The 20,047-nt window shown below is 69.9% G+C and carries 19 protein-coding genes and 1 pseudogene; 16 read left to right on the plus strand and 4 right to left on the minus strand.

Features of this window, described 5'->3' with window-relative positions; genetic code table 11:
• Positions 1-120 precede the first annotated feature (120 nt).
• Together BFV98_RS27680 and proC are read left to right on the plus strand one after the other, a co-directional pair.
• Entirely contained in the window at positions 121-1,149 is a 1,029-nt protein-coding gene (locus tag BFV98_RS27680; RefSeq protein ID WP_041799310.1) for a 6-phosphofructokinase, read from the plus strand.
• Positions 1,150-1,228: 79 nt separating this feature from the next.
• Positions 1,229-2,047 carry a pyrroline-5-carboxylate reductase gene (gene proC / locus BFV98_RS27685; RefSeq protein ID WP_013287660.1) on the plus strand — a complete coding sequence of 273 codons (819 nt, stop codon included), beginning with the start codon at positions 1,229-1,231 and terminating at the stop codon, positions 2,045-2,047.
• 19 nt (positions 2,048-2,066) lie between these two features.
• Here proC and BFV98_RS27690 read toward each other — a convergent pair whose 3' ends face one another.
• Entirely contained in the window at positions 2,067-2,795 is a 729-nt protein-coding gene (locus tag BFV98_RS27690; RefSeq protein WP_255368270.1) for a YoaK family protein, read from the minus strand.
• Positions 2,796-2,932: 137 nt separating this feature from the next.
• Between BFV98_RS27690 and BFV98_RS27695 the strand changes: the two genes are divergently transcribed.
• The 11 genes and pseudogenes from BFV98_RS27695 (at position 2,933) to BFV98_RS27745 (ending at position 13,517) form a co-directional block, all read left to right on the plus strand.
• Complete coding sequence (locus BFV98_RS27695; RefSeq protein ID WP_071098299.1) at positions 2,933-4,348, plus strand: sugar porter family MFS transporter; 1,416 nt, start codon at positions 2,933-2,935, stop codon at positions 4,346-4,348.
• A 94-nt stretch (positions 4,349-4,442) separates the two neighbouring features.
• Positions 4,443-4,745, plus strand: a complete 303-nt coding sequence (locus BFV98_RS27700) for an urease subunit gamma (RefSeq protein ID WP_013287657.1) — start codon at positions 4,443-4,445, stop codon at positions 4,743-4,745.
• 43 nt (positions 4,746-4,788) lie between these two features.
• Positions 4,789-5,124 (plus strand): annotated as a pseudogene (locus BFV98_RS27705) (urease subunit beta); the annotation flags it as partial.
• Between the two features lie 209 nt (positions 5,125-5,333).
• The gene (locus BFV98_RS27710; protein ID WP_013475748.1) at positions 5,334-7,052 is read left to right on the plus strand and encodes an urease subunit alpha; all 1,719 of its coding nucleotides are present in this window, start codon (positions 5,334-5,336) and stop codon (positions 7,050-7,052) included.
• 59 nt (positions 7,053-7,111) lie between these two features.
• Positions 7,112-7,675: an urease accessory protein UreE gene (gene ureE / locus BFV98_RS27715; RefSeq protein ID WP_013475749.1), complete on the plus strand. Its 564-nt coding sequence runs from the start codon at positions 7,112-7,114 to the stop codon at positions 7,673-7,675.
• Between the two features lie 18 nt (positions 7,676-7,693).
• Positions 7,694-8,371: an urease accessory protein UreF gene (locus tag BFV98_RS27720; protein ID WP_255368271.1), complete on the plus strand. Its 678-nt coding sequence runs from the start codon at positions 7,694-7,696 to the stop codon at positions 8,369-8,371.
• A gap of 29 nt (positions 8,372-8,400) precedes the next feature.
• On the plus strand, positions 8,401-9,030 hold the full coding sequence (gene ureG / locus BFV98_RS27725; protein WP_013287653.1) for an urease accessory protein UreG: 630 nt from the start codon (positions 8,401-8,403) through the stop codon (positions 9,028-9,030).
• Positions 9,027-9,944, plus strand: a complete 918-nt coding sequence (locus BFV98_RS27730) for an urease accessory protein UreD (protein ID WP_071098302.1) — start codon at positions 9,027-9,029, stop codon at positions 9,942-9,944. Before ureG ends, BFV98_RS27730 begins: the two co-directional genes overlap by 4 nt.
• Positions 9,945-9,962: 18 nt before the next feature.
• Positions 9,963-10,997: an urea transporter gene (gene yut / locus BFV98_RS27735; protein WP_030273918.1), complete on the plus strand. Its 1,035-nt coding sequence runs from the start codon at positions 9,963-9,965 to the stop codon at positions 10,995-10,997.
• A 13-nt stretch (positions 10,998-11,010) separates the two neighbouring features.
• The gene (locus BFV98_RS27740) at positions 11,011-12,651 is read left to right on the plus strand and encodes an ammonium transporter (protein WP_071098304.1); all 1,641 of its coding nucleotides are present in this window, start codon (positions 11,011-11,013) and stop codon (positions 12,649-12,651) included.
• Between the two features lie 245 nt (positions 12,652-12,896).
• On the plus strand, positions 12,897-13,517 hold the full coding sequence (locus BFV98_RS27745; RefSeq protein ID WP_071098305.1) for an SLATT domain-containing protein: 621 nt from the start codon (positions 12,897-12,899) through the stop codon (positions 13,515-13,517).
• On the opposite strand, the gene BFV98_RS27750 is transcribed toward BFV98_RS27745, so the two are convergent.
• On the minus strand, positions 13,475-14,401 hold the full coding sequence (locus BFV98_RS27750; protein WP_071098307.1) for an HAD family hydrolase: 927 nt from the start codon (positions 14,399-14,401) through the stop codon (positions 13,475-13,477). The genes BFV98_RS27745 and BFV98_RS27750 overlap by 43 nt on opposite strands.
• Positions 14,398-16,086: a metallophosphoesterase gene (locus BFV98_RS27755; RefSeq protein WP_071098309.1), complete on the minus strand. Its 1,689-nt coding sequence runs from the start codon at positions 16,084-16,086 to the stop codon at positions 14,398-14,400. The genes BFV98_RS27750 and BFV98_RS27755 overlap by 4 nt, the downstream gene beginning before the upstream one ends.
• Before the next feature lie 215 nt (positions 16,087-16,301).
• Here BFV98_RS27755 and BFV98_RS27760 point away from each other — a divergent pair, with 215 nt between their 5' ends.
• The gene (locus BFV98_RS27760; protein ID WP_041784221.1) at positions 16,302-16,652 is read left to right on the plus strand and encodes a DUF2203 domain-containing protein; all 351 of its coding nucleotides are present in this window, start codon (positions 16,302-16,304) and stop codon (positions 16,650-16,652) included.
• Between the two features lie 194 nt (positions 16,653-16,846).
• Complete coding sequence (locus BFV98_RS27765) at positions 16,847-17,650, plus strand: SGNH/GDSL hydrolase family protein (RefSeq protein ID WP_013287645.1); 804 nt, start codon at positions 16,847-16,849, stop codon at positions 17,648-17,650.
• A 72-nt stretch (positions 17,651-17,722) separates the two neighbouring features.
• On the opposite strand, the gene BFV98_RS27770 is transcribed toward BFV98_RS27765, so the two are convergent.
• Positions 17,723-18,211 carry a glutathione peroxidase gene (locus BFV98_RS27770; protein WP_013287644.1) on the minus strand — a complete coding sequence of 163 codons (489 nt, stop codon included), beginning with the start codon at positions 18,209-18,211 and terminating at the stop codon, positions 17,723-17,725.
• Between the two features lie 143 nt (positions 18,212-18,354).
• Here BFV98_RS27770 and BFV98_RS27775 point away from each other — a divergent pair, with 143 nt between their 5' ends.
• Positions 18,355-19,989 carry a glycosyl hydrolase family 18 protein gene (locus BFV98_RS27775; protein WP_071098311.1) on the plus strand — a complete coding sequence of 545 codons (1,635 nt, stop codon included), beginning with the start codon at positions 18,355-18,357 and terminating at the stop codon, positions 19,987-19,989.
• Positions 19,990-20,047: the final 58 nt, after the last annotated feature.

A 20,047-nucleotide genomic window follows, 5' to 3' on the forward strand; every position in this document is an offset into this window, starting at 1 on the left:
CCGACTACAGTGCGCAGTGACGGCCCGCCCCGGGCCGGCAACGGCGCCGATGGTCTGATCTGACACATATCCTGGGGCTTATCCGGGCTTCACCTGATGCTCCAGGAGGATGAGCAGATCATGCGTATCGGCGTGCTCACCGGCGGCGGCGACTGCCCAGGTCTCAACGCGGTGATTCGGGCGGTGGTCCGCAAGGGCGTCGCCACCTACGGTCACGAGTTCGTGGGCTTCCGCGACGGCTGGAAGGGCCCGCTCGAGGGCCTGACCAAGCCGCTCGGCATCGCCGAGGTGCGCGGCATCCTGCCCCGCGGCGGCACCATCCTCGGCTCGTCCCGCACCAACCCGTTCAAGATCGAGAACGGCGTGGAGCGGATCAAGGACAACCTCGCCGCCCAGGGCGTGGACGCGCTGATCGCGATCGGCGGCGAGGACACGCTCGGCGTCGCGACCAAGCTGCACGAGCTGGGCGTCAACGTCATCGGCGTGCCGAAGACGATCGACAACGACCTCGGTGCGACCGACTACACGTTCGGCTTCGACACCGCCGTCAACATCGCCATGGAGGCGATCGACCGGCTGCACACCACGGCGGAGAGCCACCACCGCACGCTCGTGGTCGAGGTCATGGGCCGGCACGCCGGCTGGATCGCCCTGCACGCCGGTCTCGCCGGTGGCGCCAACGTGATCCTGCTGCCGGAGCGGCAGTTCGACGTCGAGCAGGTCGCCGGCTACGTCGAGAAGCGCTTCCAGCACCAGTACGCCCCGATCGTCGTGGTCGCCGAGGGCGCCCAGCCGCTGGACGGCCAGATGGTGCTGCACAACCAGGAGCTGGACGCGTTCGGTCACGTCCGTCTCGGCGGCATCGGCCAGTGGCTGGCCGAGCAGCTGGAGGCGAAGACCGGCAAGGAGGCCCGCACCGTGGTGCTCGGCCACATCCAGCGCGGCGGCACGCCGACCGCGTTCGACCGGGTGCTGGCCACCCGGCTCGGCCTGCACGCGATCGACGCCGTGCACGAGGGCGACTGGGGCAAGATGGTCGCGATGCAGAGCACGGACATCGTCCGCGTCCCGCTCGCCGACGCCACCCGCGAGCTGAAGACCGTGCCGCTGGAGCGGTACGCCGAGGCCGAGGTCTTCTTCGGCAGCTGATCGACGGCGCACGGGCGTGGCGGGCCGGCGACCCGGCCCGCCACGCCGTGCCCACGTGACCCGGGAAGGGGTACGGCTGATGGCACGCGAGGTGCACACGGTCGCGGTGATCGGCGCCGGCAAGATCGGTGAGCTGATGCTCTCCGGGCTGCTGCGTTCCGGCTGGCCGGTGGAGCGGCTGCTCGCCACCGCGCGGCGGCCGGCGCGGGCGCGGGAACTGGCCGACCGTTACGGCGTACGGGTGGTGGACAACCTCACCGCCGTGACCGAGGCCGAGGTGCTGGCCGTGTCGGTCAAGCCGCAGGACGCCGCCGCGCTACTGGACGAGATCGGCCCGAAGGTGCCGGCCGACAAGCTGGTCATCTCTCTCTGCGCCGGCCTGCCGACCGCCTTCTTCAACCGCCGGCTGCCCGAGGGCACCCCTGTGGTCCGGGTCATGACGAACACCCCGGCGCTCGTCGACGAGGCGATGAGCGCGATCTCGGCGGGCGCGTACGCCACCGGCGAGCACCTGGCCCTGGCCGAGGAGATGTTCTCCCCGCTCGGCGCCACCGTCCGGGTGCCCGAATCGCAGCAGGACGCGGTCACCGCGCTGTCCGGCTCCGGCCCGGCCTACTTCTACCTCCTGGTCGAGGCGATGATCGACGCGGGCATCCTGCTCGGCCTGCCGCGCCAGGTGGCGCACGAGCTGATCGTGCAGACCGCGATCGGCTCGGCGGTGATGCTGCGCGATTCCGGCGAGCACCCGGTGAAGCTGCGCGAGGCGGTCACCTCGCCCGCGGGCACCACCATCTCGGCGATCCGCGAGCTGGAGAACCACGGCGTACGCGCGGCCATGCTGGCGGCGCTGGAGGCGGCCCGGGACCGGGCGCGGGAACTCGCCGCCCAGGCCGACTGACGCCCAGGCGGACTGACGCTCAGCCGGGCCGCGACGCCGGTCCTGGTTGCCGGTGCCGGCGCAGCAGCAGGATCAGTACGGCCAGCGCGAGCGTCCCCCACAGCGGCACCCAGCGGGGCCGGTGCTGGGCGAGTGTGCCGACCGCGCCGCCGACGCTGTAGCTGACCAGGGCGAGCAGCCCGAGCAGGGTGCCCCGCCGGGCCCGGCCCCGGCCCGCGGTGGGGCCGAGCAGCCAGCGGGCGGCCCGCTCGCCGGTCTTCGTCGTGGTGTCCGACTGGTACGTGATCGGCGTCGCGATGCCCGCGGTGCGGCTCGCCAGGGTGGTGAGGCTGCCCATGGCTACCGCGCCCGCGGCGGCGAGCAGCACCCGGGACGCCGTGCCGTGCCGGCCGTACGCGAGCACCAGGTTGAGCACCGTCCAGACGATCATGGCGGCCTCGGTGACCGCGATGTCGACGAGCGGCGCCACCGTCGGCCGGGTTTGGCGGCGGAGCAGATTCACCAGTCCGGCGGCGGTGGCGAACGCGACGATCGAGGCCGCCGAGACGGGCCACGTGGGATGCCCGCCGGCCGGCCCCATGCCGAGGAAGATGGCGTTGCCGGACTGGTTGGCGACGAACGCGCCGTACCGCAGGAACGCGAAGGCGTCCAGCGCGCCGGCGGTGACGACGGCGAGCACGAGCGCTGCGAGCGGGTGCCGGAACTCGCGGTAGGAGTCCGCGGGGCCGTACGGCGCCGACCGGTTCACCCTTCCCCCGTCCGTGTGCAGGAGCGACCCCGGCAGCGTCATCGTTTCGCTGTCGGACCGCTGCGGCGAACCTACTATATGTCGCATATGTAGGTTTTCGGCCGTTTCGGTGGGCGGTCGCCGGCGGACGGGGTGACATGGCGGCGAGCGGACGCGCGGCCGGCCGGCCGCCCCGCCACAACCTCGTGGCGATCGTGTCGATCGTCGTCCTGTCCGGCGCGTTCTTCGGCTACAACCAGGGCGTCATCAGCGGTGCGCTGCACGACATCCGGCACACGTTCGACGTGGACACCTTCGAGGTGGAGGTGGCGGCGAGCTGGGTGACGCTCGGCGCGCTGGCGGGCGCGCTCGCCGGTGGTCACCTCGCCGACCGGATCGGCCGGCGCGGCGCGCTGTGGGTCGCCGCCGGGGCGTACGTCGTCGGCACGATCGTGCAGGCCGCGGCGCCGGCCATCGGCGCCCTGCTCGGCGCGCGGCTGCTGCTCGGCGTGGGCATCGGCGTGGCCTCGGTCGCCGGGCCGATGTTCGCGGCCGAGGCGGCGCCGGAACGGATCCGCGGCGGCCTGCTCGCGGTCTACCAGTTCTCGACCACCTTCGCGATCTTCATCGGCTACCTGGCGGACGAGCTGTTCACCGGCGGCGAGTCGTGGCGCTACCTGCTCGGCGCGGCGGTCGTGCTGGGCGTGGCGCTGATCCTGGTGACAGTGGTGGTGCCGGACTCGGCGGTCTGGTACCTCAAGCGGGGCGACCGGCGCCGCGCCCGGGAGTCGCTGCGCCGCACCGTTCCCGAGCAGCGGGTGGAGCAGCGCCTCGGCGAGATCGAGAAGAGTCTGCACGGCCGCACGGCGAGCTGGCGGGAGCTGCTGTCACCGCAGTGGCGGCGTCCGCTCGCGCTCGGCGTCGGGCTGGCGCTGTTCCAGCAGACGACAGGGATCAACGGCATCATCTACTACGCCGACTCGATCTTCTCGGCGGCCGGATTCCGTACCCCGGAGGCGCAGCTCTCCGCGACCACCTGGGCGATCGGCGCGGTGGACGCGGCGTTCGCGCTCGTCGCGGTGGGCCTGCTCGACCGCGTCGGCCGCCGGCCGCTGCTGCTGGTCGGCCTGGCCGGGATGGCGGTCTCGCTCGCCGTGGTGAGCGTCAGCTTCCTGGGCGCGGGCACCGGGCGCGGCGACGGCCGGATCACCACCTCGGGCCTGTTCCTGCTGGTCGGCGTGGTCTTCTTCGTCGCGTTCTACGCGGTGTCGATCGGGCCGGGCGCGTGGACCGTGATCAACGAGATCTATCCCGGTCCGATCCGCGGCCGGTGCGTGGCGATCGCGTCCGCGACCCACTGGGGCACCGAGTACCTGATCACGCAGTTCTTCCTGAGCCTGCTCGACGCGCTGGGCCGGTCGGGCGTGTTCGCGCTCTTCGCCGGGCTGTGCGTGCTCGGCTTCCTGTTCGTCCGGCGCTACCTGCCGGAGACCAAGGGCCGGACGCTGGAGCAGATCCAGCAGATGTGGGTCGCCGACTACCACCGGCGCGAGCGGGCCCACACCGGTTCCTGAAATCTCCCTGAACGAGCTGCGGGCGGACCAAACCGCTCTTACCGTGACGGAATAGCTGAAACCGTACATAAGGTGCGGACGAAGGGGTCGCGAAGTGCATCTCACGCCGAAGGAATTCGACAAGCTGACGATCCACTCGTTGGCGATGGTGGCAAACGCCCGCAAGGCGCGCGGGGTCAAGCTCAACCACCCCGAGGCGGTGGCGGTCATCTGCGCCGCGGCGCTCGAAGGCGCGCGCGAGGGCAAGACCGTCGAGGAGGTCATGAACGACGCGAGCCACGTGCTCACGGCCGACGACGTGATCCCCGGCGTGGCGGACATGATCCCGATGCTCCAGGTCGAGGCGGTCTTCACCGACGGGTCACGGCTGATCACCGTCCACTCACCCATCCAGTAGAGCAGCGACCGGAGGCCACGGTCTCCGGCAGAGCGGGGGCGACATGGCGAAGCAACACCCGGGACCGAACTCCAAGCACCTTCGGCCCATCGGCGGCTACAAGCTCAGCGACCAACCTCTGGAGCTCAACGCCGGGCGGCCGGTGACCGAGGTGGTCGTGCACAACACCGGTGACCGGCCCATCCAGGTCGGCTCCCACTTCCACTTCTTCGAGGCCAACCGCTTCCTGGAGTTCGACCGTCCGTCGGCGTTCGGCAAGCGGCTGAACATCCCGGCCACGACCTCGATCCGGTTCGAGCCCGGCGACCGCAAGACCGTCCAGCTCGTCCCGTACGGCGGCTCCCAGCGGGTGTACGGCTTCAACGGCCTGGTCCAGGGCTGGACCGGCGACGGGCCGATCCCCGGCTACCGGCCGGACCGGGCCGAGGCGCTCCACCAGGCCCAGACGCGCGGCTTCAAGACCACGTCGCAGCAGCAGGACCAGGGCAAGGGCCAGAGCAAGGGCCAGGGCAAGGGCCAGGACAAGAGCGGCAAGGGCGACAGGTAGCCCGGCAATCCTTCGACGTGCCAGAGCTGGAGCGACAACGCATGAGTCAGATCTCACGGCAGGAATATGCCGGAATGTACGGCCCGACCACGGGCGACCAGATCCGTCTGGGTGACACCGACCTCTACATCGAGATCGAGAAGGACCTGCGGGTCCTCGGCGACGAGGTCATGTACGGCGGTGGCAAGACCCTGCGCGACGGCATGGGCAGTGCCAGCCAGGCCACGAGCGCCGAGGGCGTGGTGGACCTGGTGATCACCAACGTGACCGTCGTGGACGCGCTGCTCGGCGTGGTCAAGGCGGACGTGGGGATCAAGGACGGCAGGATCGCCGGGATCGGCAAGGCCGGCAACCCCAACATCATGGACGGGGTGACCCCGGGCCTGGTGACCGGTCCGGGCACCGACGCGATCTCCGGTGAGCACCTGATCCTGACCGCCGGCGGCATCGACGCGCACGTCCACCTGGTCACCCCGCAGCAGGTGTACGCCGCGCTCAGCAACGGCGTCACCACCCTCTGGGGCGGCGGCACCGGGCCCACCGACAGCACCAACGGCGTCACCATCACGCCCGGTCCCTGGAACATCCACAACATGATGCGGTCGTTCGAGAACCTGCCGATCAACATCGGCCTGCTGGGCAAGGGCAACAGCAGTGGCCGGGCGCCGCTCGTCGAGCAGATCATGGCCGGGGTGCCCAGCTTCAAGATCCACGAGGACTGGGGTGCGCCGCCCGCGGTGATCCGGTCCTGCCTGGCCGTCGCCGACGAGTACGACGTCCAGATCAGCATCCACACCGACACGCTCAACGAGAGCGGCTACATCGAGGACAGCATCGCCGCCTTCGAGGGCCGGACCATCCACACCTTCCACACCGAGGGTGCCGGCGGCGGGCACGCGCCGGACATCATCAAGGTCGCCGGCCAGATGAACGTGCTGCCCGCCTCGACCACGCCGACGGTGCCGTACGGCATCAACAGCCAGTCCGAGCTGTACGACATGATCATGGTCTGCCACAACTTCAACCCGAAGGTGCCCTCGGACGTCGCCTTCGTGGAGAGCCGGATCCGCACCGAGACCATCGCCGCCGAGGACGTGCTCCTCGACGAGGGCGTCATCTCGATGATGCAGAGCGACTCGCAGGCCATGGGCCGGGTGGGGGAGACCTGGCTGCGCACCGTCCAGCTCGCCGGGCAGATGAAGAACGTCCGCGGCAAGCTGGCCGAGGACTCCGACGCCAACGACAACTTCCGCGTCCTGCGCTACGTCGCCAAGATGACCATCAACCCGGCGATCACCCAGGGCGTCTCGCACGTCATCGGCTCGGTCAGCCCGGGCAAGCTCGCCGACCTGGTTCTCTGGGAGCCCGCGTTCTTCGGCACGAAGCCGAAGATGGTGCTCAAGGGCGGCATGATCGCCTGGTCGATCATGGGCGACCCGAACGCGTCGCTGCCCACCCCGCAGCCGGTCTACTACCGGCCCATGTTCGGCGCCACCGGCTCCCAGGTCGCCAAGAACTGCGTGACGTTCGTGTCCCGGGCCGCGCACGAGGCGGGGGTGGCCGAACAGCTCGGTCTGCAACGGCAGGTCATGCCGGTCTACGGCTGCCGCAACCTGACCAAGCGCGACATGGTGCGCAACGACCGTACGCCGAAGCTCGAAGTCGACCCGGAGACCTTCGCCGTGAAGATGGACGGCGTGCACGCGACAGTGCCGGCGGCCAAGAACCTCCCCCTCAGCCAGCTCTACTTCTTCAGCTGACCCGGCGCGGTGCCCGCCCCCGGCCGGGCCGGTGGCGGGGTCGCGTGAAAGGAGAACACATGCTCGTCGAAACGGTACTCGGCAACGTGAACGAGCCGGCCTGGACCGAGCGGCTCCGGGAGGCCAAGGTCGACGACCTCGTCCTCGACCAGTGGGACGCCCAGAAGAGCCGGCTGCGCCGGACCACAAGCCTCGGCACCGAACTGGCGCTGTCCCTGGCCCGCGGCGTACGGCTGCGCGACGGCGACGTGCTGGCCTGGGACGACGCCACCGCGACCGCGGTGGTGGCCCGGATCGCGCTCGGCGAGGTGATGGTCGTGCACCTCGACACGCTGCACGGGGAGTCGCTGGACATGGTGATCCGCTCGGCCGTCGAACTGGGCCACGCGATCGGCAACCAGCACTGGCCGGCGGTGGTGAAGGGCACCAAGATGTACGTCCCGCTGACTGTGGACCGCAAGGTCATGGACTCGGTGATGCGGACCCACGCGTTCACCGGTCTCACCCACGAGTTCATCCCCGGCACCGAGATCATCGCGTACCTGGCCCCGCACGAGTCGCGGCGCCTGTTCGGCGGGGCCGACTCGACCCCGCACACGCACCTGCCCGCCGACCTGAACTGAGGGGCCGGGGTGTCCACGGTGACCGAGGCACTGAAACTGCTCCAGTTCGGCGACTCGGTCTTCCCGGTCGGCGCCTTCTCCTTCTCCAACGGGCTGGAGACGGCGGTCGAGCAGGGCGCGGTGCACGACCGGACCACGTTGCAGGAGTTCGTGCGTACCGTCACGCGCGCCGCCGCCACCGGTGACGGGGTGGCGCTGCTCGTGGCGCACCGCGCCGCCCGCGCCGGTGACCTCGACCGGATCCGGGCGGCCGACGAGGCCGTACACCTGCGCAAGATCAACGAGGAGACGCGGACGATGACCGTCCGCATGGGGCGCAAGCTGGCCGAGGCCGCCGAACGGGTGGTGGGGGAGTCCCTGCTGCGCAAGCGCGTCGCGGAGAGCGGCGGCGGCGTCCCGGTCACCTACCCGGTCGCGCTCGGCGTGCTCTTCGCCGAACTCGGCGTGGGCGAGGCGGACGCGTTCGCCGCCCACCAGTACGGCGCGGCCTCCATGGTGCTCGGCGCGGCGGTCCGGCTCATGCGGGTGGACCACCTCGACACCCAGTCGATCCTCTTCGCGGTCAACGATCGGGTCGGCGAGGACTACGAGGAGGTGCACACCGCCGGGCTCGACGACATGCAGAGCTTCGCACCGCACCTCGACGTGCTGGCCGGCGCGCACCAGCACGCACACGTACGGATGTTCATGAGCTGAGCGCTCACCCACCTGAAGGGCTTTCGGAAATGAAATCAGCGAGTCGGATCGGCGTCGGCGGCCCGGTGGGCAGCGGCAAGACGGCCATCATCGAGGCCGTCGTGCCCCGCCTGGTCGAACAGGGCCTGCGCATCCTGGTCATCACCAACGACGTGGTCACCACCGAGGACGCCAAGCACGTCCGCCGCGCCCTGACCGGCGTGCTGGTGGAGGAACGCATCGTCGGCGTGGAGACCGGCGCCTGCCCGCACACCGCTGTTCGCGAGGACCCCAGCATGAACCTCGCCGCGGTCGAGGACATGGAGGCGCGGTTCCCGGACAGCGACGTCGTGCTCATCGAGAGCGGCGGCGACAACCTCACGCTCACCTTCAGCCCCGCGCTGGTCGACTACTTCATCTACGTGATCGACGTGGCGGCCGGCGACAAGATCCCGCGCAAGAACGGCCCCGGTATCTCCAAGTCCGACATCCTCGTGATCAACAAGACCGACCTGGCCCCGTACGTCGACGCCGACCTGGACGTGATGGCCCGCGACGCCGAGCTGATGCGCGGCGGCAAGCCGTTCGTCTTCACCAACTGCAAGACCGGCGAGGGCATCGACGACCTGGTGGACCTGGTCCGCCGCAACGCGCTCTTCGACGCCGAAGTCCTCGCATGACCACTCTGGACTCCGTCCGGGAACTCGCGCCGTACCAGGATCAGCCGGCGCAGCTGCCGGCCGCCGCGAACGGCAAGGTGGGCATCCTCCGGCTGGGGTTCGAACGGCGCGAGGACCGGACCATCATGCGCGACGTCTTCCGGCAGTCCCCGCTGCTGGTGCAGCGGGCGCTGTACTGGGACGAGGAGATGCCGGGCCTGCCCTGCGTCATGATCCTCACCACCTCCGGCGGCGTGCTCCAGGGCGACCGGCTGCGGATGGACGTCGACCTGGGGCCGGGCGCGCAGGCGCACCTGGTCACCCAGGCCGCCACCAAGATCCAGGAGATGGACGCCAACTACGGCACCCAGGCCCAGAGCTTCACCCTGGCCGACGACGCCTACCTGGAGTTCCTGCCCGAGCCGGTGATCCCGTTCCGGCGCAGCCGGTTCGTCTCCGACACCGTGGTCCGGCTGCCGGAGACCGCCACCATGCTGTACGCCGAGGTGCTCCAGCCCGGCCGCAAGTACTACCGCGACGGCGAGATCTTCGCGTACGACCTGTTCTCCACCACCCTGCGGGCCGAACGGCCCGACGGACGGCCGCTGTTCGTCGAGAAGTTCGTCATCACGCCCGGCCGCTTCCCGGTGTCGCGGATCGGGATGATGGACCGCTTCCACGTCTTCGGCAACGTCGTGCTGCTCACCGACCCGGACCGGGCGGCCCGGGTCTTCGAACGGACCGCGACGCCGGTGTGGGACGAGCAGACACCGCTGGCCACCGCGGTCAGCCGGCTGCCGAACGACGCCGGCCTGGTGTTCAAGGTGCTCGGTCAGGAGACCGAACCGGTCCGCGCCGCGGTACGCGCGTTCTGCACGGCCGCCCGCGAAGAGGTGACCGGCTGCACCTTCCCGCCGGTCTTCAGCTGGCGTTGAGGCGAGGAGGGCAGCGACATGGCCGACATCGGACGAGGCTGGCGCCACCTGGCCGACCGGAACCCGCTGGTCCGGTTCGTCGACGCCGGCCTGCGCGGCGCCGCGCAGGTGGTGCTCCAGAACAACCCGCTCAGCGGCCTGCTCATCCTGATCGCGCTCGCCTGGGGCGCGTTCGAGAACGGGACGCCCCGCGTGTTCGGCGGCGGTGTGCTCGGCCTGGTCGTGGGCACCGCGACCGCGCTGGCGCTACGGGTCGACATGTCCAGCTGGCGCAAGGGCCTGTTCGGCTTCAGCCCGCTGCTGACCGGGCTCGCGGTACCCACGTTCCTCGACCAGCGCCCGCTGATGTGGCTCTACCTCGTGCTCGGCGCGATCGGCACGGTGGTGGTCACGCTCGCCCTCAACGCCGTCTTCAAACGCTGGAACCTGACCGCCTACACGTTCCCGTTCGTGCTCACGACCTGGTTCCTGCTGATGGCGGCGTACCAGTTCGACAGGTTCACAGTGCTCACCAAGCTGACGCCGAAGTTCCCCGGTGAGGGATCGCTGACCGGCGGCACGTTCGACTGGGGCCTCATCCCCGTCTTCTTCAAGGGCGTGTCCCAGGTCTACCTGATCGAGAGCTGGGTCACCGGCCTGCTCATCCTCGTCGCCCTGCTGATCAACTCCCGGTGGTCGGCGCTGTTCGCGGTGATCGGCGCCGTCGGCGCGACACTGCTGGCGCTCTGGTTCGGCGCCGACGGCGCGTCCCTGGACAAAGGGCTGTTCGCCTTCAACGCGGTCCTGACCGCGATCGTGGTGGGCGCTGTGGCGAACCGCCCCGGCGCGCTGGTGACCGTCTACACGCTGTTCGGCATCGCGCTGACGCTGTTCGTGCAGATGGCGCTGACCACCATGCTCACGCCGCTCGGCATCCCGGTGCTGACCGGGCCGTTCAACATCGCGACCTGGCTGTTGCTGCTGCCGGACCGGCACTTCGCGCCGGTACCGAACCACGAACGGGTGAAGGACACCGTGCTGCACACCGTCCGCGACTCCGTCAACCTGCGATAGAAGGAGGGAAACCGTGTCCGCTCCGAACGCGGGTGACACCGCCTGGGTGCTCGTCTGCGCCGGCCTCGTCCTGTTCATGACGCCGGGGCTCGCCGCGTTCTACGGCGGCATGGTCCGCACCCGCAACGTGCTGGCGATGCTGCAGCAGAACATGATCGCGCTCGGCGTGGTCAGCCTGACCTGGGTGCTCGTCGGCTACACGATCGCCTTCGGCGACGACGCCGGCAGCGGGCTGTTCGGCAACCTGGAACTGTTCGGGCTCACCGACCTGAAGGTGCCGCCCGCACCCAACCTGCACGTGGTCGACGGTCGGATCACCATCCCGACGCTGGCGTTCGTGCTGTTTCAGATGATGTTCGCGGTGATCACACCCGCGCTCGTCACCGGCGCCACCGCGGGCCGGCTGCGCTTCGGCGGCTGGGTGCTGTTCCTCGCGGTCTGGTCGATAGTGGTCTACGCGCCGATCGCGCACTGGCTCTGGCACCCCGGCGGGTGGCTGGCGAAGTTCGGCACCCAGGACTGGGCCGGCGGGCTCGTCGTGCACGCCAGCGCCGGCGCCGCCGTCCTCGCCGTCCTGCTCGTCGTCGGCCGACGCCGGGACTGGCCGCACACCGCCGCACCACCGAACTCGATCCCGCTGACCATCGTCGGCGCCGGCATCCTCTGGTTCGGCTGGTTCGGCTTCAACGGCGGCGACGGCCTCCAGGCCAACGGCCTCGCCGCCCAGGCCGTCCTCAACACGCACCTCGCCGCCGCCGCGGCGATGCTCGTCTGGCTGGCGCTGGAACGCGTCACCGACGGACACAGCACCGTCGTGGGCGCGGTCTCCGGCGCGGTGGCGGGCCTGGCGACGGTCACCCCGACCGCCGGGTACGTCAACGCGGCCTCGGCCGTCGCGATCGGCGCGCTGGCCGGCCTGGTCTGCCACTTCGCGCTGAAGCTGAAGTACCTGCTACGCCTCGACGACGCGCTCGACGTGCTCGCCGTGCACTTCGTCGGCGGCATGCTCGGCACGCTCCTGCTCGGCCTGTTCGGCAACCGCGGGGTCAACCCGCTCGGCGCCGACGGGCTGTTCCTCGGCGGCGGAGGCGGCCTGCTGTGGCGCCAGCTCGTCGGCGTGGTGAGCGTGGTCGCGTTCTCGTTCGTCCTAACCTGGCTGATCGCCGCCGGGGTGCAGGCGCTCATCGGCCTGCGTGTGCCGCGTGCCGACCAGGAACGCCTGGACCAGGCGCAACAGGGCGCCGACGCGTACCACCTGGGCGGCGTGACCAGCCTGACCGCGCCGGGCGCGCCCCGGCGTCGTACCACGGCGGCACCGGCCGGCGAACCGTCCGTGCCGCCCGGACAGCGGGTACGGGTGGTCACCGCGCTGCTGGAACCGGACCCGGCCGCGAACAGCGCCGACCTGCGCGACGCGCTGCTGCGCGCGGGCGCGATCTCGGTCATCGTCAGCGACGCCGCCGTGGCGACGACGACGCCGCAGGCGAGCCTGCTGCCGCGTGGCTACTGGCAGGACCAGCCGTTGTCGGCCCGGCTGCGCGTCACAGTGCTGGTGGGTGCGGACGGGGTGGGTGCGGTGCTGGACGAACTGGACCGGATGGGGGCCCGGCGGAGCGATACCTTCGTGCAGGAGGCGGAACGCGTCCAACCCTGACAGGCGGGTGCCTGCCATCGATTCGAGTCTGGTAACCCGTCCCCTCACTCGGCAAGCACGACGAGACGTCTGATCCTTGAGTGTTGGAACGCGATGACGCAGGCTGTGCGTATGGGGCGACAGCATCTGCCGAACCTCGACCCGCCACCCGGATACGGCCCTCGCCGTGCGCTGGGATCGGACGGCTCGTGCTAACGAGCAATGGCCGACTCGACAGGTCAAGCCGTCGAGTCCCGCGGCGGGACATGATCATCCGCCCATTCCCCGTCTTGGCGGCGGACCAACAGCCTGAGGCCGTCCTGGATCGCTTGCGTGGGTGGGCGGAGGGGCAGGCCGAGGACGCGGTTGCCTGGTACCTGCGCGACAAGGCGGTGCGCCGCACAATTTCCCGCCTGCTGCGCGGCTGCGCCATCCTGCTGGGGATCGCCGGCGGAGTCGTACCCCTGGTTAGCGCGGCGAGCGCTGGGAGCGGCGCCAGCTGGGGATATGTCCTGCTCGCCATGGCCGGTGGCTGTCTGGCCTTCGATCACTTCTTCGGCCTGTCCTCGGCCTGGATGCGCGACATCGCTACCGCGCAGGCGCTTCAGCGGGCGCTCACCGAGTTCCGGCTGGACTGGGTGACCACGGAACTACGCACCTCAGCCACTGAGGAAGCGGTGCTACGGCGGCGCGAGGAACTAATCCGCGTGCTCGTGCGGCGGACGGCCGAGTTGGTCGAGGCGGAGACCGGCGAGTGGCTGAGTGAGTTCCGGAGCAACATCGGCGACCTGAACCGGCGGAACGGATGGTCGCCCGCAACGGGTCACCCCTCTGTCGGAGCGGGTCAATCGGCCGGCCCTGACGGCAAGCAGGCCGATATCACTTGAGGCCGCCTCGGTTGCGATGCTGCACGGAAGGTGTAGTGCTCGCGTAACTCGTGAAATGCGTCAAGCGTTACGTCCGGCTCGTATTGCGGCGGATCATCGCTCTTGGCTTCTGCTGCGGTGACGGCCGCGGGGTCCCAATGGGACAGCGCGACCAAGCCGCGCCAGAGGTCGGAATCGTGGTGGGTGCCGTAGCGGGCCCAGGCGGCGAGCATCCCCGCTCGCTTGGCCATTGCCACGTCCTTGCTCAAGCTGTCGCCCACGTACAGACAGTGGGCGGCCGGAACGCCCAGCTGCTCGGCGATCTGACGGGCGATCTCCGGATTGGGCTTGCGTGCCGTCGGTGGCAGTACCCGAACCTCGATTGCGGCCGGAACAGACCGTCGATCGGCGCCCAAAGGGTGAGGCGGCCCGACGAACCGGGGCGCGTAGATCGCCTCCAACATCGCGTCCAACCCGAGCGACCTCGCTCGACTGCTGATGTTCACGTCCTTGGCCTCGGTGTGCCCCACAACGTGACAACCTGTGGCCTTGATGGTCTGGAGCGTGCTTTCCACGTCCGGGTAGAGGTGGAGGTGGCGTCGCCGGACCTCGTTGAAGGCGGCGAAGGCCGGAAGCAGGTGCTCGTGTCGTGCTCGTTGGCTCATCCCGGGCAGGCGTCGCTCGACGGCCGAGGTCTCGAGCAGCGCGAAGGGGTGCTCGGTATTGCCGTGGTTGCGGTGCACGGCCTGGAGGTCGCTCCGCAACTCGTCCTCGGACACGTCGAGGATCTCGGCGGCCACGGCCACCATCGCCCGCACTGCGGGCACAAAGTACGCCACCCAGTCGTACAGCGTGTTGTCCATGTCGAGGATGAGGGCGTGCACGACCGGGCGCCTGGTGGTCATGGGGAAACGACCTTCCAGGGAGCAATCTCGAGTCGGCCGTCTGCCCCGGTTACCAGCGGGGCCCGCCAGGTCATGAAGCGCTCGAATGAGCCCTGCTGTTGACTCCGGTACATTTCCAACTCCACGACGGGACCCGCCATCCGGATCAGGTTGAAGAAGTTACGCCGCCCGTCTGACGATCTCGAGCCGCTGCTCCCACCACCGACGATGTTGAAGCGTCCCAGGTCCCAGCGTTCGTTGCTGTATTCGGGGAGATGGTACGCCTCGGTACGCCAGACGAACGCGCGGTGTTTGTGCCCGTGCACCGCGAGGTGCACCCCGTCACGGGCGGCTAGGCGCTGGATCCTGGGTGCGTCGATGGCGATCCCGAAACCGGTCGCGTACTCGTCGGGCGATTCGAGGTCCTCGGTCAGCGCGAGATGATGATGCAGCGCGAGCACGCGCAGGGCTGATCCAGGGTTCGACCAGGCGAGCGCGCTGGTCACCTCGCGGTACGCGGACTCCTGCACCCGGCCCATGCCCGCCAGGAACGACTGCCCCTGTTCCAGTGAGCTGGAGTTGACCGCGGCGATGTCGACAAGGTTGCCGCCAGGGAAGATGAAACGGCGAGCCATCGAGAGGTGGGGCGAGGCCGGGTATCCGTAGAGCGCTCGAAAGAACTCCCGGTAGTTGGCCGTTGCCGCCGCCGGAGCCACCTCGACCGGTGCTCCATATTCGTACGAGTCACCGCGGGTCCAGGCGATGTCGTGATTGCCGGGTATGACGACGAGGTGCTCCATGCCCAGCCCGAGCAGCCCATTGGTGAGCTTGAAGAGGCCAGCCCGCGCCGCCGCGAACTCGTCGCGGTGGGCGACATAGGTGAGATCGCCTGTGACGAGGACCGCTCCGACCGGCCGCTGGTCACGAGCCAGGGCATCGGAGATCGCGTCGACCATGGTCGGGCGGGTAGCGCCGTCCTCGGTCTCCAGCCGCCACTGATGCTCCGACCGAAACCGCCCCGTCGCATAGTGCGGATCGGTGAGGTGCAGCAGCCACGGCCCCGGGCAGGCGATCGGCTCGGGAGACAGCGCGCCGTCCTGGCGTGGCGACGCGGTCAGGAACCGCTCGCTGGAGTCAGCCGGCTGGGCCGGCCGGATCTCCCAGATGGTGGTGTCCATCGCGCGCAGCTCGTCAGCGTCCAGGATCCGCTTACCCACCAGCCGCTCCAGTTGGCTCCGTGGATGATGGGGCAACGGCGGTGCGGAGGCGAAGGAGAACCTCCCGAAGAATTCCATCGGCTCCTCGGCCAGGGCCACCAGCCGTAGCCAACCCCGGCTGTGCCGACTCGCCCGATAATAGGGTGGAACGCCGTCCCGTTCGGCGTCGGGCGGACTGAGCGAGGTGAAGGCCCCGAGTTCGTCCGGCTGCGGCAGGATCACGCGTTCGACGATGGCGGGATGAACGAGGCCCGTCCCGGAGTGGAACAGCCCGATCGGCACCCGACGTCCCTCCAGCGTCTCGCGTTCGAGCGCCTTCCACACCTCCAGCCGGCCGGGTTCGTTGGGTCGTTTCCACCAGCCCCACCAGCACCAACCACGCTCCTGCAGGACGGCGCGATGCTCGGGCAGGGTGTCGGCGACCAGGTCCCGGTACCGGAACAGGTACCGCGGGTCCGGGGTGCTGGAGCTGGGCGAACGATCGCTCATGCCAGTGAGCCTCCGACGACGGGCGAGGGGCGTCCGGGCAAGCCGATGGCCGATCCGGGAGGAACCATCTGTATACCCGAGCGCGACCATGCCCGATACCCGGCGCCGGTTTGCGGCGGTGACGCCCAGGCCCCGGCGTTCCACGACGTGCATCGAGGTGCGGCGTGTGCCGTGTGGAAGCTTCCCTCTGGACGGTCGTGCCGCATACTGGCCCGGTGTTCACTCTCGCCCAGGCGCGTCACCTGGTGGCCACGTTGCGGCCGCGCGTCGACGAGCTGATCCGGCTGCGGGCCGACCTGGCCGAGTTGCGGGTCGACCTGGCCGACCACGGCGTCAGCGCGCTCGGCGGGCTCGCCGAGGTGAAGGCGCTGGAGGCGCGGCTGCACGTGGTGGTGGACGAGTTCCACCAGCATGAGATCGCGGTCAAGGGGATCGCCCCGGTGCTGCTCGACTTCCCCGGTGAGCGCGACGGCCGGGCGGTGCTCTGGTGCTGGCTGGAGGGCGACACCGACATCCGGTGGTATCACCGGGTCGAGTGCGGTTTCGCCGGCCGCCGTCCGGTCTGAGTCGACCCGTCCGCGCCTGATCTGCGTCGATCTGCCCCCACTGGCGGAATCCTTCAGCCCGCTCCGCGAAACCGGCAACGATTTGTAGGCGTAAGTCGCTATGCGCGCCGGCCCGCAAATCGGTGATCTTCCATCCCCCGTGATCTTATTGATATCTATCTCTCACCACCACTTCACGCCTCCAGGAGTGCGACGTGCGGAGATCCCGTCTTGCCACCCTCGCCCTGACTCTGGCCGCCTCGGTCGGGGTCACTCTGTCTCTGGCCGCCCCCGCCCAAGCGGCCCCGTCCGACCGCTACGTCGCGCTCGGCGACTCGTACGCCTCCGGCGTCGGCGCCGACAGCTACACCTCCGAGAGCGGTAACTGTCTACGCAGCACGAACGCCTACCCGGCGCTCTACAACACCAACATCAAGCCCGCGTCGTACCGTTCGGTCGCCTGCTCCGGCGCCACCACGGCGGACGTCATCAACAGTCAGCTCTCCGCGCTCTCGTCGACCACCACGCTGGTCAGCGTCACTGTGGGCGGCAACGACGTCGGCTTCGCCAACATCATGAGCACCTGCGTGCTCCAAGGGGAGACCCAGTGCGTGGCGGCCGTGCAGTCCGCCATGAACGTGGCCCGTACCTCGATGCCGGGCCGGCTCGCCAACGTCTACAACGGCATCAAGAGCCGCTCGCCCTCGGCCCGCGTCGTGGTGGTCGGCTACCCGGTCTTCTACCAGCTCGGCACTCCCTGCGTCGGGCTCAGCGCGACGTCCCGGGCGAAGATCAACGAGGGCATCAACCTGCTCGACGACATCACCCGCACGGCCGCCGTCTCGGCCGGCTTCACCTTCGCCGACGTCCGCTCCATCTTCGTCGGCCACCAGCTGTGCAGCTACGGGACGAAGTGGCTGCACGCGCTCAACGTGCTGAGCCTGAGCAAGTCGTACCACCCGACGGCCGCCGGGCAGTCCGGCGGCTACTACCCGGTGTTCCGGGCCGCCGCCGGCTGACCCGATCCGCGGCAGCGGCACGCCTCCCCGGGGGGCGTGCCGCTTCGCCGTGCCCGGCGGCGGGTGCGCCGGTCAGGCCGGCAGGACCTTCTCGATCGCCGCGCGCAGCTCGGGATCCTCGGGTGTGACCTGCGGGCCGAACCGGGCGGCCACCGTGCCGTCCGGCGCGACGAGGAACTTCTCGAAGTTCCAGCGCACGTCGCCGGTGTGCCCCTCGGCGTCCGGCGTGGACACCAGCTCCGCGTAGAGCGGGTGCCGGTCCGGCCCGTTGACGTCGACCTTTTCCGTCAGCGGGAACGTCACGCCGTAGTTGACCTGGCAGAACTCCTCGATCTCGGCGGCGCTGCCCGGCTCCTGGCCGGCGAACTGGTTGCACGGCACCCCGAGCACCGTCAGCCCGCGTCCGGCGTACGTGTCGGCGAGTTCCTGAAGGCCCGCGTACTGCGGGGTGAGGCCGCAGCGGGAGGCCACATTGACCACGAGCAGGGCGCGGCCGCGGTAGCGGCCGAGGTCGGCCGGGCCGCCGGTGAGGGCGTCGATCTGGACGTCGAAAACGGTCATGGGACGAGGCTACGACCCCTCGCGCCCACCGTCCCGCGTCACCCGTGAAATCGATGCATCTACATCTTGACGAAGTGGTGACGGCGTGAGTAGCGTCTCAGCAATCAATTTGGAAAGTTTCCTAACTATTGGAGGGACGCCGTATGAAGAGATCGCTCCGCCGGGCCCTGTGGGCCACCGGCGCCGTGGTCGCGCTCGCGGTCGCCGCGGTGCCCATGACCACCGCGTCGGCCGCCGGCAGCGTCACCGCCACGTTCGCCAAGGTGCAGGACTGGGGGACCGGCCACGAGGGGCGGGTGACAGTCACCAACGGCACCAGCTCCACCGTCAACGGCTGGCGCATCGAGTTCACGCTGCCCTCCGGCACCTCGATCAGCAGCTCCTGGGACGCCGACATCACCCGCAGCGGTGACCGCTACGTGGCGGTCAACAAGAGCTGGGCGTCGACGCTCGCCCCCGGCGCCAGCTTCAGCTGGGGCTACAACGGCACCGGCGCGTACAAGGCGCCGGTGAGCTGCACGATCAACGGCGGTTCCTGCACCGGCGGCGGCACGCCGACGACCACCGCGCCGACCACGGCGCCGCCGACCACCACGCCACCCACCACCACGCCGCCGACGACCACCCCGCCGACCACGCAGCCGCCGACCACGCCGCCGCCCGGCGGCAAGAAGATCGTCGGCTACTTCGCCGAGTGGGGCGTCTACGCCCGCAACTACCACGTCAAGAACATCCACACGAGCGGCTCGGCGGCGAAGCTGACCCACATCCTGTACGCCTTCGGCAACACCACCGGCGGCCGCTGCAGCATCGGGGACAGCTACGCCGACTACGAGAAGGCGTACACCGCGGCGGACAGCGTCGACGGCGTCGCCGACACCTGGGACCAGCCGCTGCGCGGCAGCTTCAACCAGCTGCGCAAGCTGAAGAAGATGTACCCGAACCTGAAGGTGCTCTGGTCCTTCGGCGGCTGGACCTGGTCCGGCGGCTTCACCCAGGCCGCGCAGAACCCGGCCGCGTTCGCCGACTCCTGCTACTCCCTGGTCAAGGACCCGCGCTGGGCGGACGTCTTCGACGGCATCGACATCGACTGGGAGTACCCGAACGCCTGCGGCCTCCAGTGCGACAGCAGCGGCCCGAACGCGTTCAAGAACGTGGTCTCGGCGCTGCGGGGCAAGTTCGGCTCCAGCTTCCTGGTCACCGCGGCGATCACCGCCGACGGCAGCAACGGCGGCAAGATCGACGCCACCGACTACGCCGGCGCCGCGAACAACCTCAACTGGCTGATGCCGATGACGTACGACTACTTCGGCGCCTTCAACGCCCAGGGGCCGACCGCGCCGCACTCGCCGCTCTACTCCTACGCGGGCATCCCGCAGCAGGGCTTCTGGTCGGACGCGGCGATCCAGAAGCTCAAGTCCAAGGGCGTACCGTCCAGCAAGCTGCTGCTCGGCGTCGGATTCTACGGACGCGGCTGGACCGGTGTGACCCAGGCCGCACCCGGCGGCAGCGCCACCGGCGCGGCCCCGGGCACCTACGAGGCCGGCATCGAGGACTACAAGGTGCTCAAGAACAGCTGCCCGGCCACCGGCACCGTCGGCGGCACGGCGTACGCCAAGTGCGGCAGCAACTGGTGGAGCTACGACACCCCGTCGACCATCGGCGGGAAGATGAGCTACGCCAACAGCCAGGGCCTCGGTGGCGCGTTCTTCTGGGAGCTCTCCGGTGACACCAGCAACGGTGAGCTGATCGGCGCCATCAAGGGCGGTCTCGGCTGAGCCGAGGGCCGACGCACCACCCACCCGGCGGGGAGGGGCCGCACCGGCCCCTCCCCGC

This window comes from Micromonospora sp. WMMB235 (assembly GCF_001855515.1).
GTDB lineage: Bacteria > Actinomycetota > Actinomycetes > Mycobacteriales > Micromonosporaceae > Micromonospora > Micromonospora aurantiaca.

Coding starts and splice junctions, on each gene's coding strand:
- BFV98_RS27680 (WP_041799310.1), top strand. CDS start 121: ATGCGTATCGGCGTGCTCACCGGCGGCGGCGACTGCCCAGGTCTCAAC.
- proC (WP_013287660.1), top strand. CDS start 1,229: ATGGCACGCGAGGTGCACACGGTCGCGGTGATCGGCGCCGGCAAGATC.
- BFV98_RS27695 (WP_071098299.1), top strand. CDS start 2,933: ATGGCGGCGAGCGGACGCGCGGCCGGCCGGCCGCCCCGCCACAACCTC.
- BFV98_RS27710 (WP_013475748.1), top strand. CDS start 5,334: ATGAGTCAGATCTCACGGCAGGAATATGCCGGAATGTACGGCCCGACC.
- ureE (WP_013475749.1), top strand. CDS start 7,112: ATGCTCGTCGAAACGGTACTCGGCAACGTGAACGAGCCGGCCTGGACC.
- ureG (WP_013287653.1), top strand. CDS start 8,401: ATGAAATCAGCGAGTCGGATCGGCGTCGGCGGCCCGGTGGGCAGCGGC.
- BFV98_RS27730 (WP_071098302.1), top strand. CDS start 9,027: ATGACCACTCTGGACTCCGTCCGGGAACTCGCGCCGTACCAGGATCAG.
- yut (WP_030273918.1), top strand. CDS start 9,963: ATGGCCGACATCGGACGAGGCTGGCGCCACCTGGCCGACCGGAACCCG.
- BFV98_RS27745 (WP_071098305.1), top strand. CDS start 12,897: ATGATCATCCGCCCATTCCCCGTCTTGGCGGCGGACCAACAGCCTGAG.
- BFV98_RS27750 (WP_071098307.1), bottom strand. CDS start 14,401: ATGACCACCAGGCGCCCGGTCGTGCACGCCCTCATCCTCGACATGGAC.
- BFV98_RS27755 (WP_071098309.1), bottom strand. CDS start 16,086: ATGAGCGATCGTTCGCCCAGCTCCAGCACCCCGGACCCGCGGTACCTG.
- BFV98_RS27770 (WP_013287644.1), bottom strand. CDS start 18,211: ATGACCGTTTTCGACGTCCAGATCGACGCCCTCACCGGCGGCCCGGCC.
- BFV98_RS27775 (WP_071098311.1), top strand. CDS start 18,355: ATGAAGAGATCGCTCCGCCGGGCCCTGTGGGCCACCGGCGCCGTGGTC.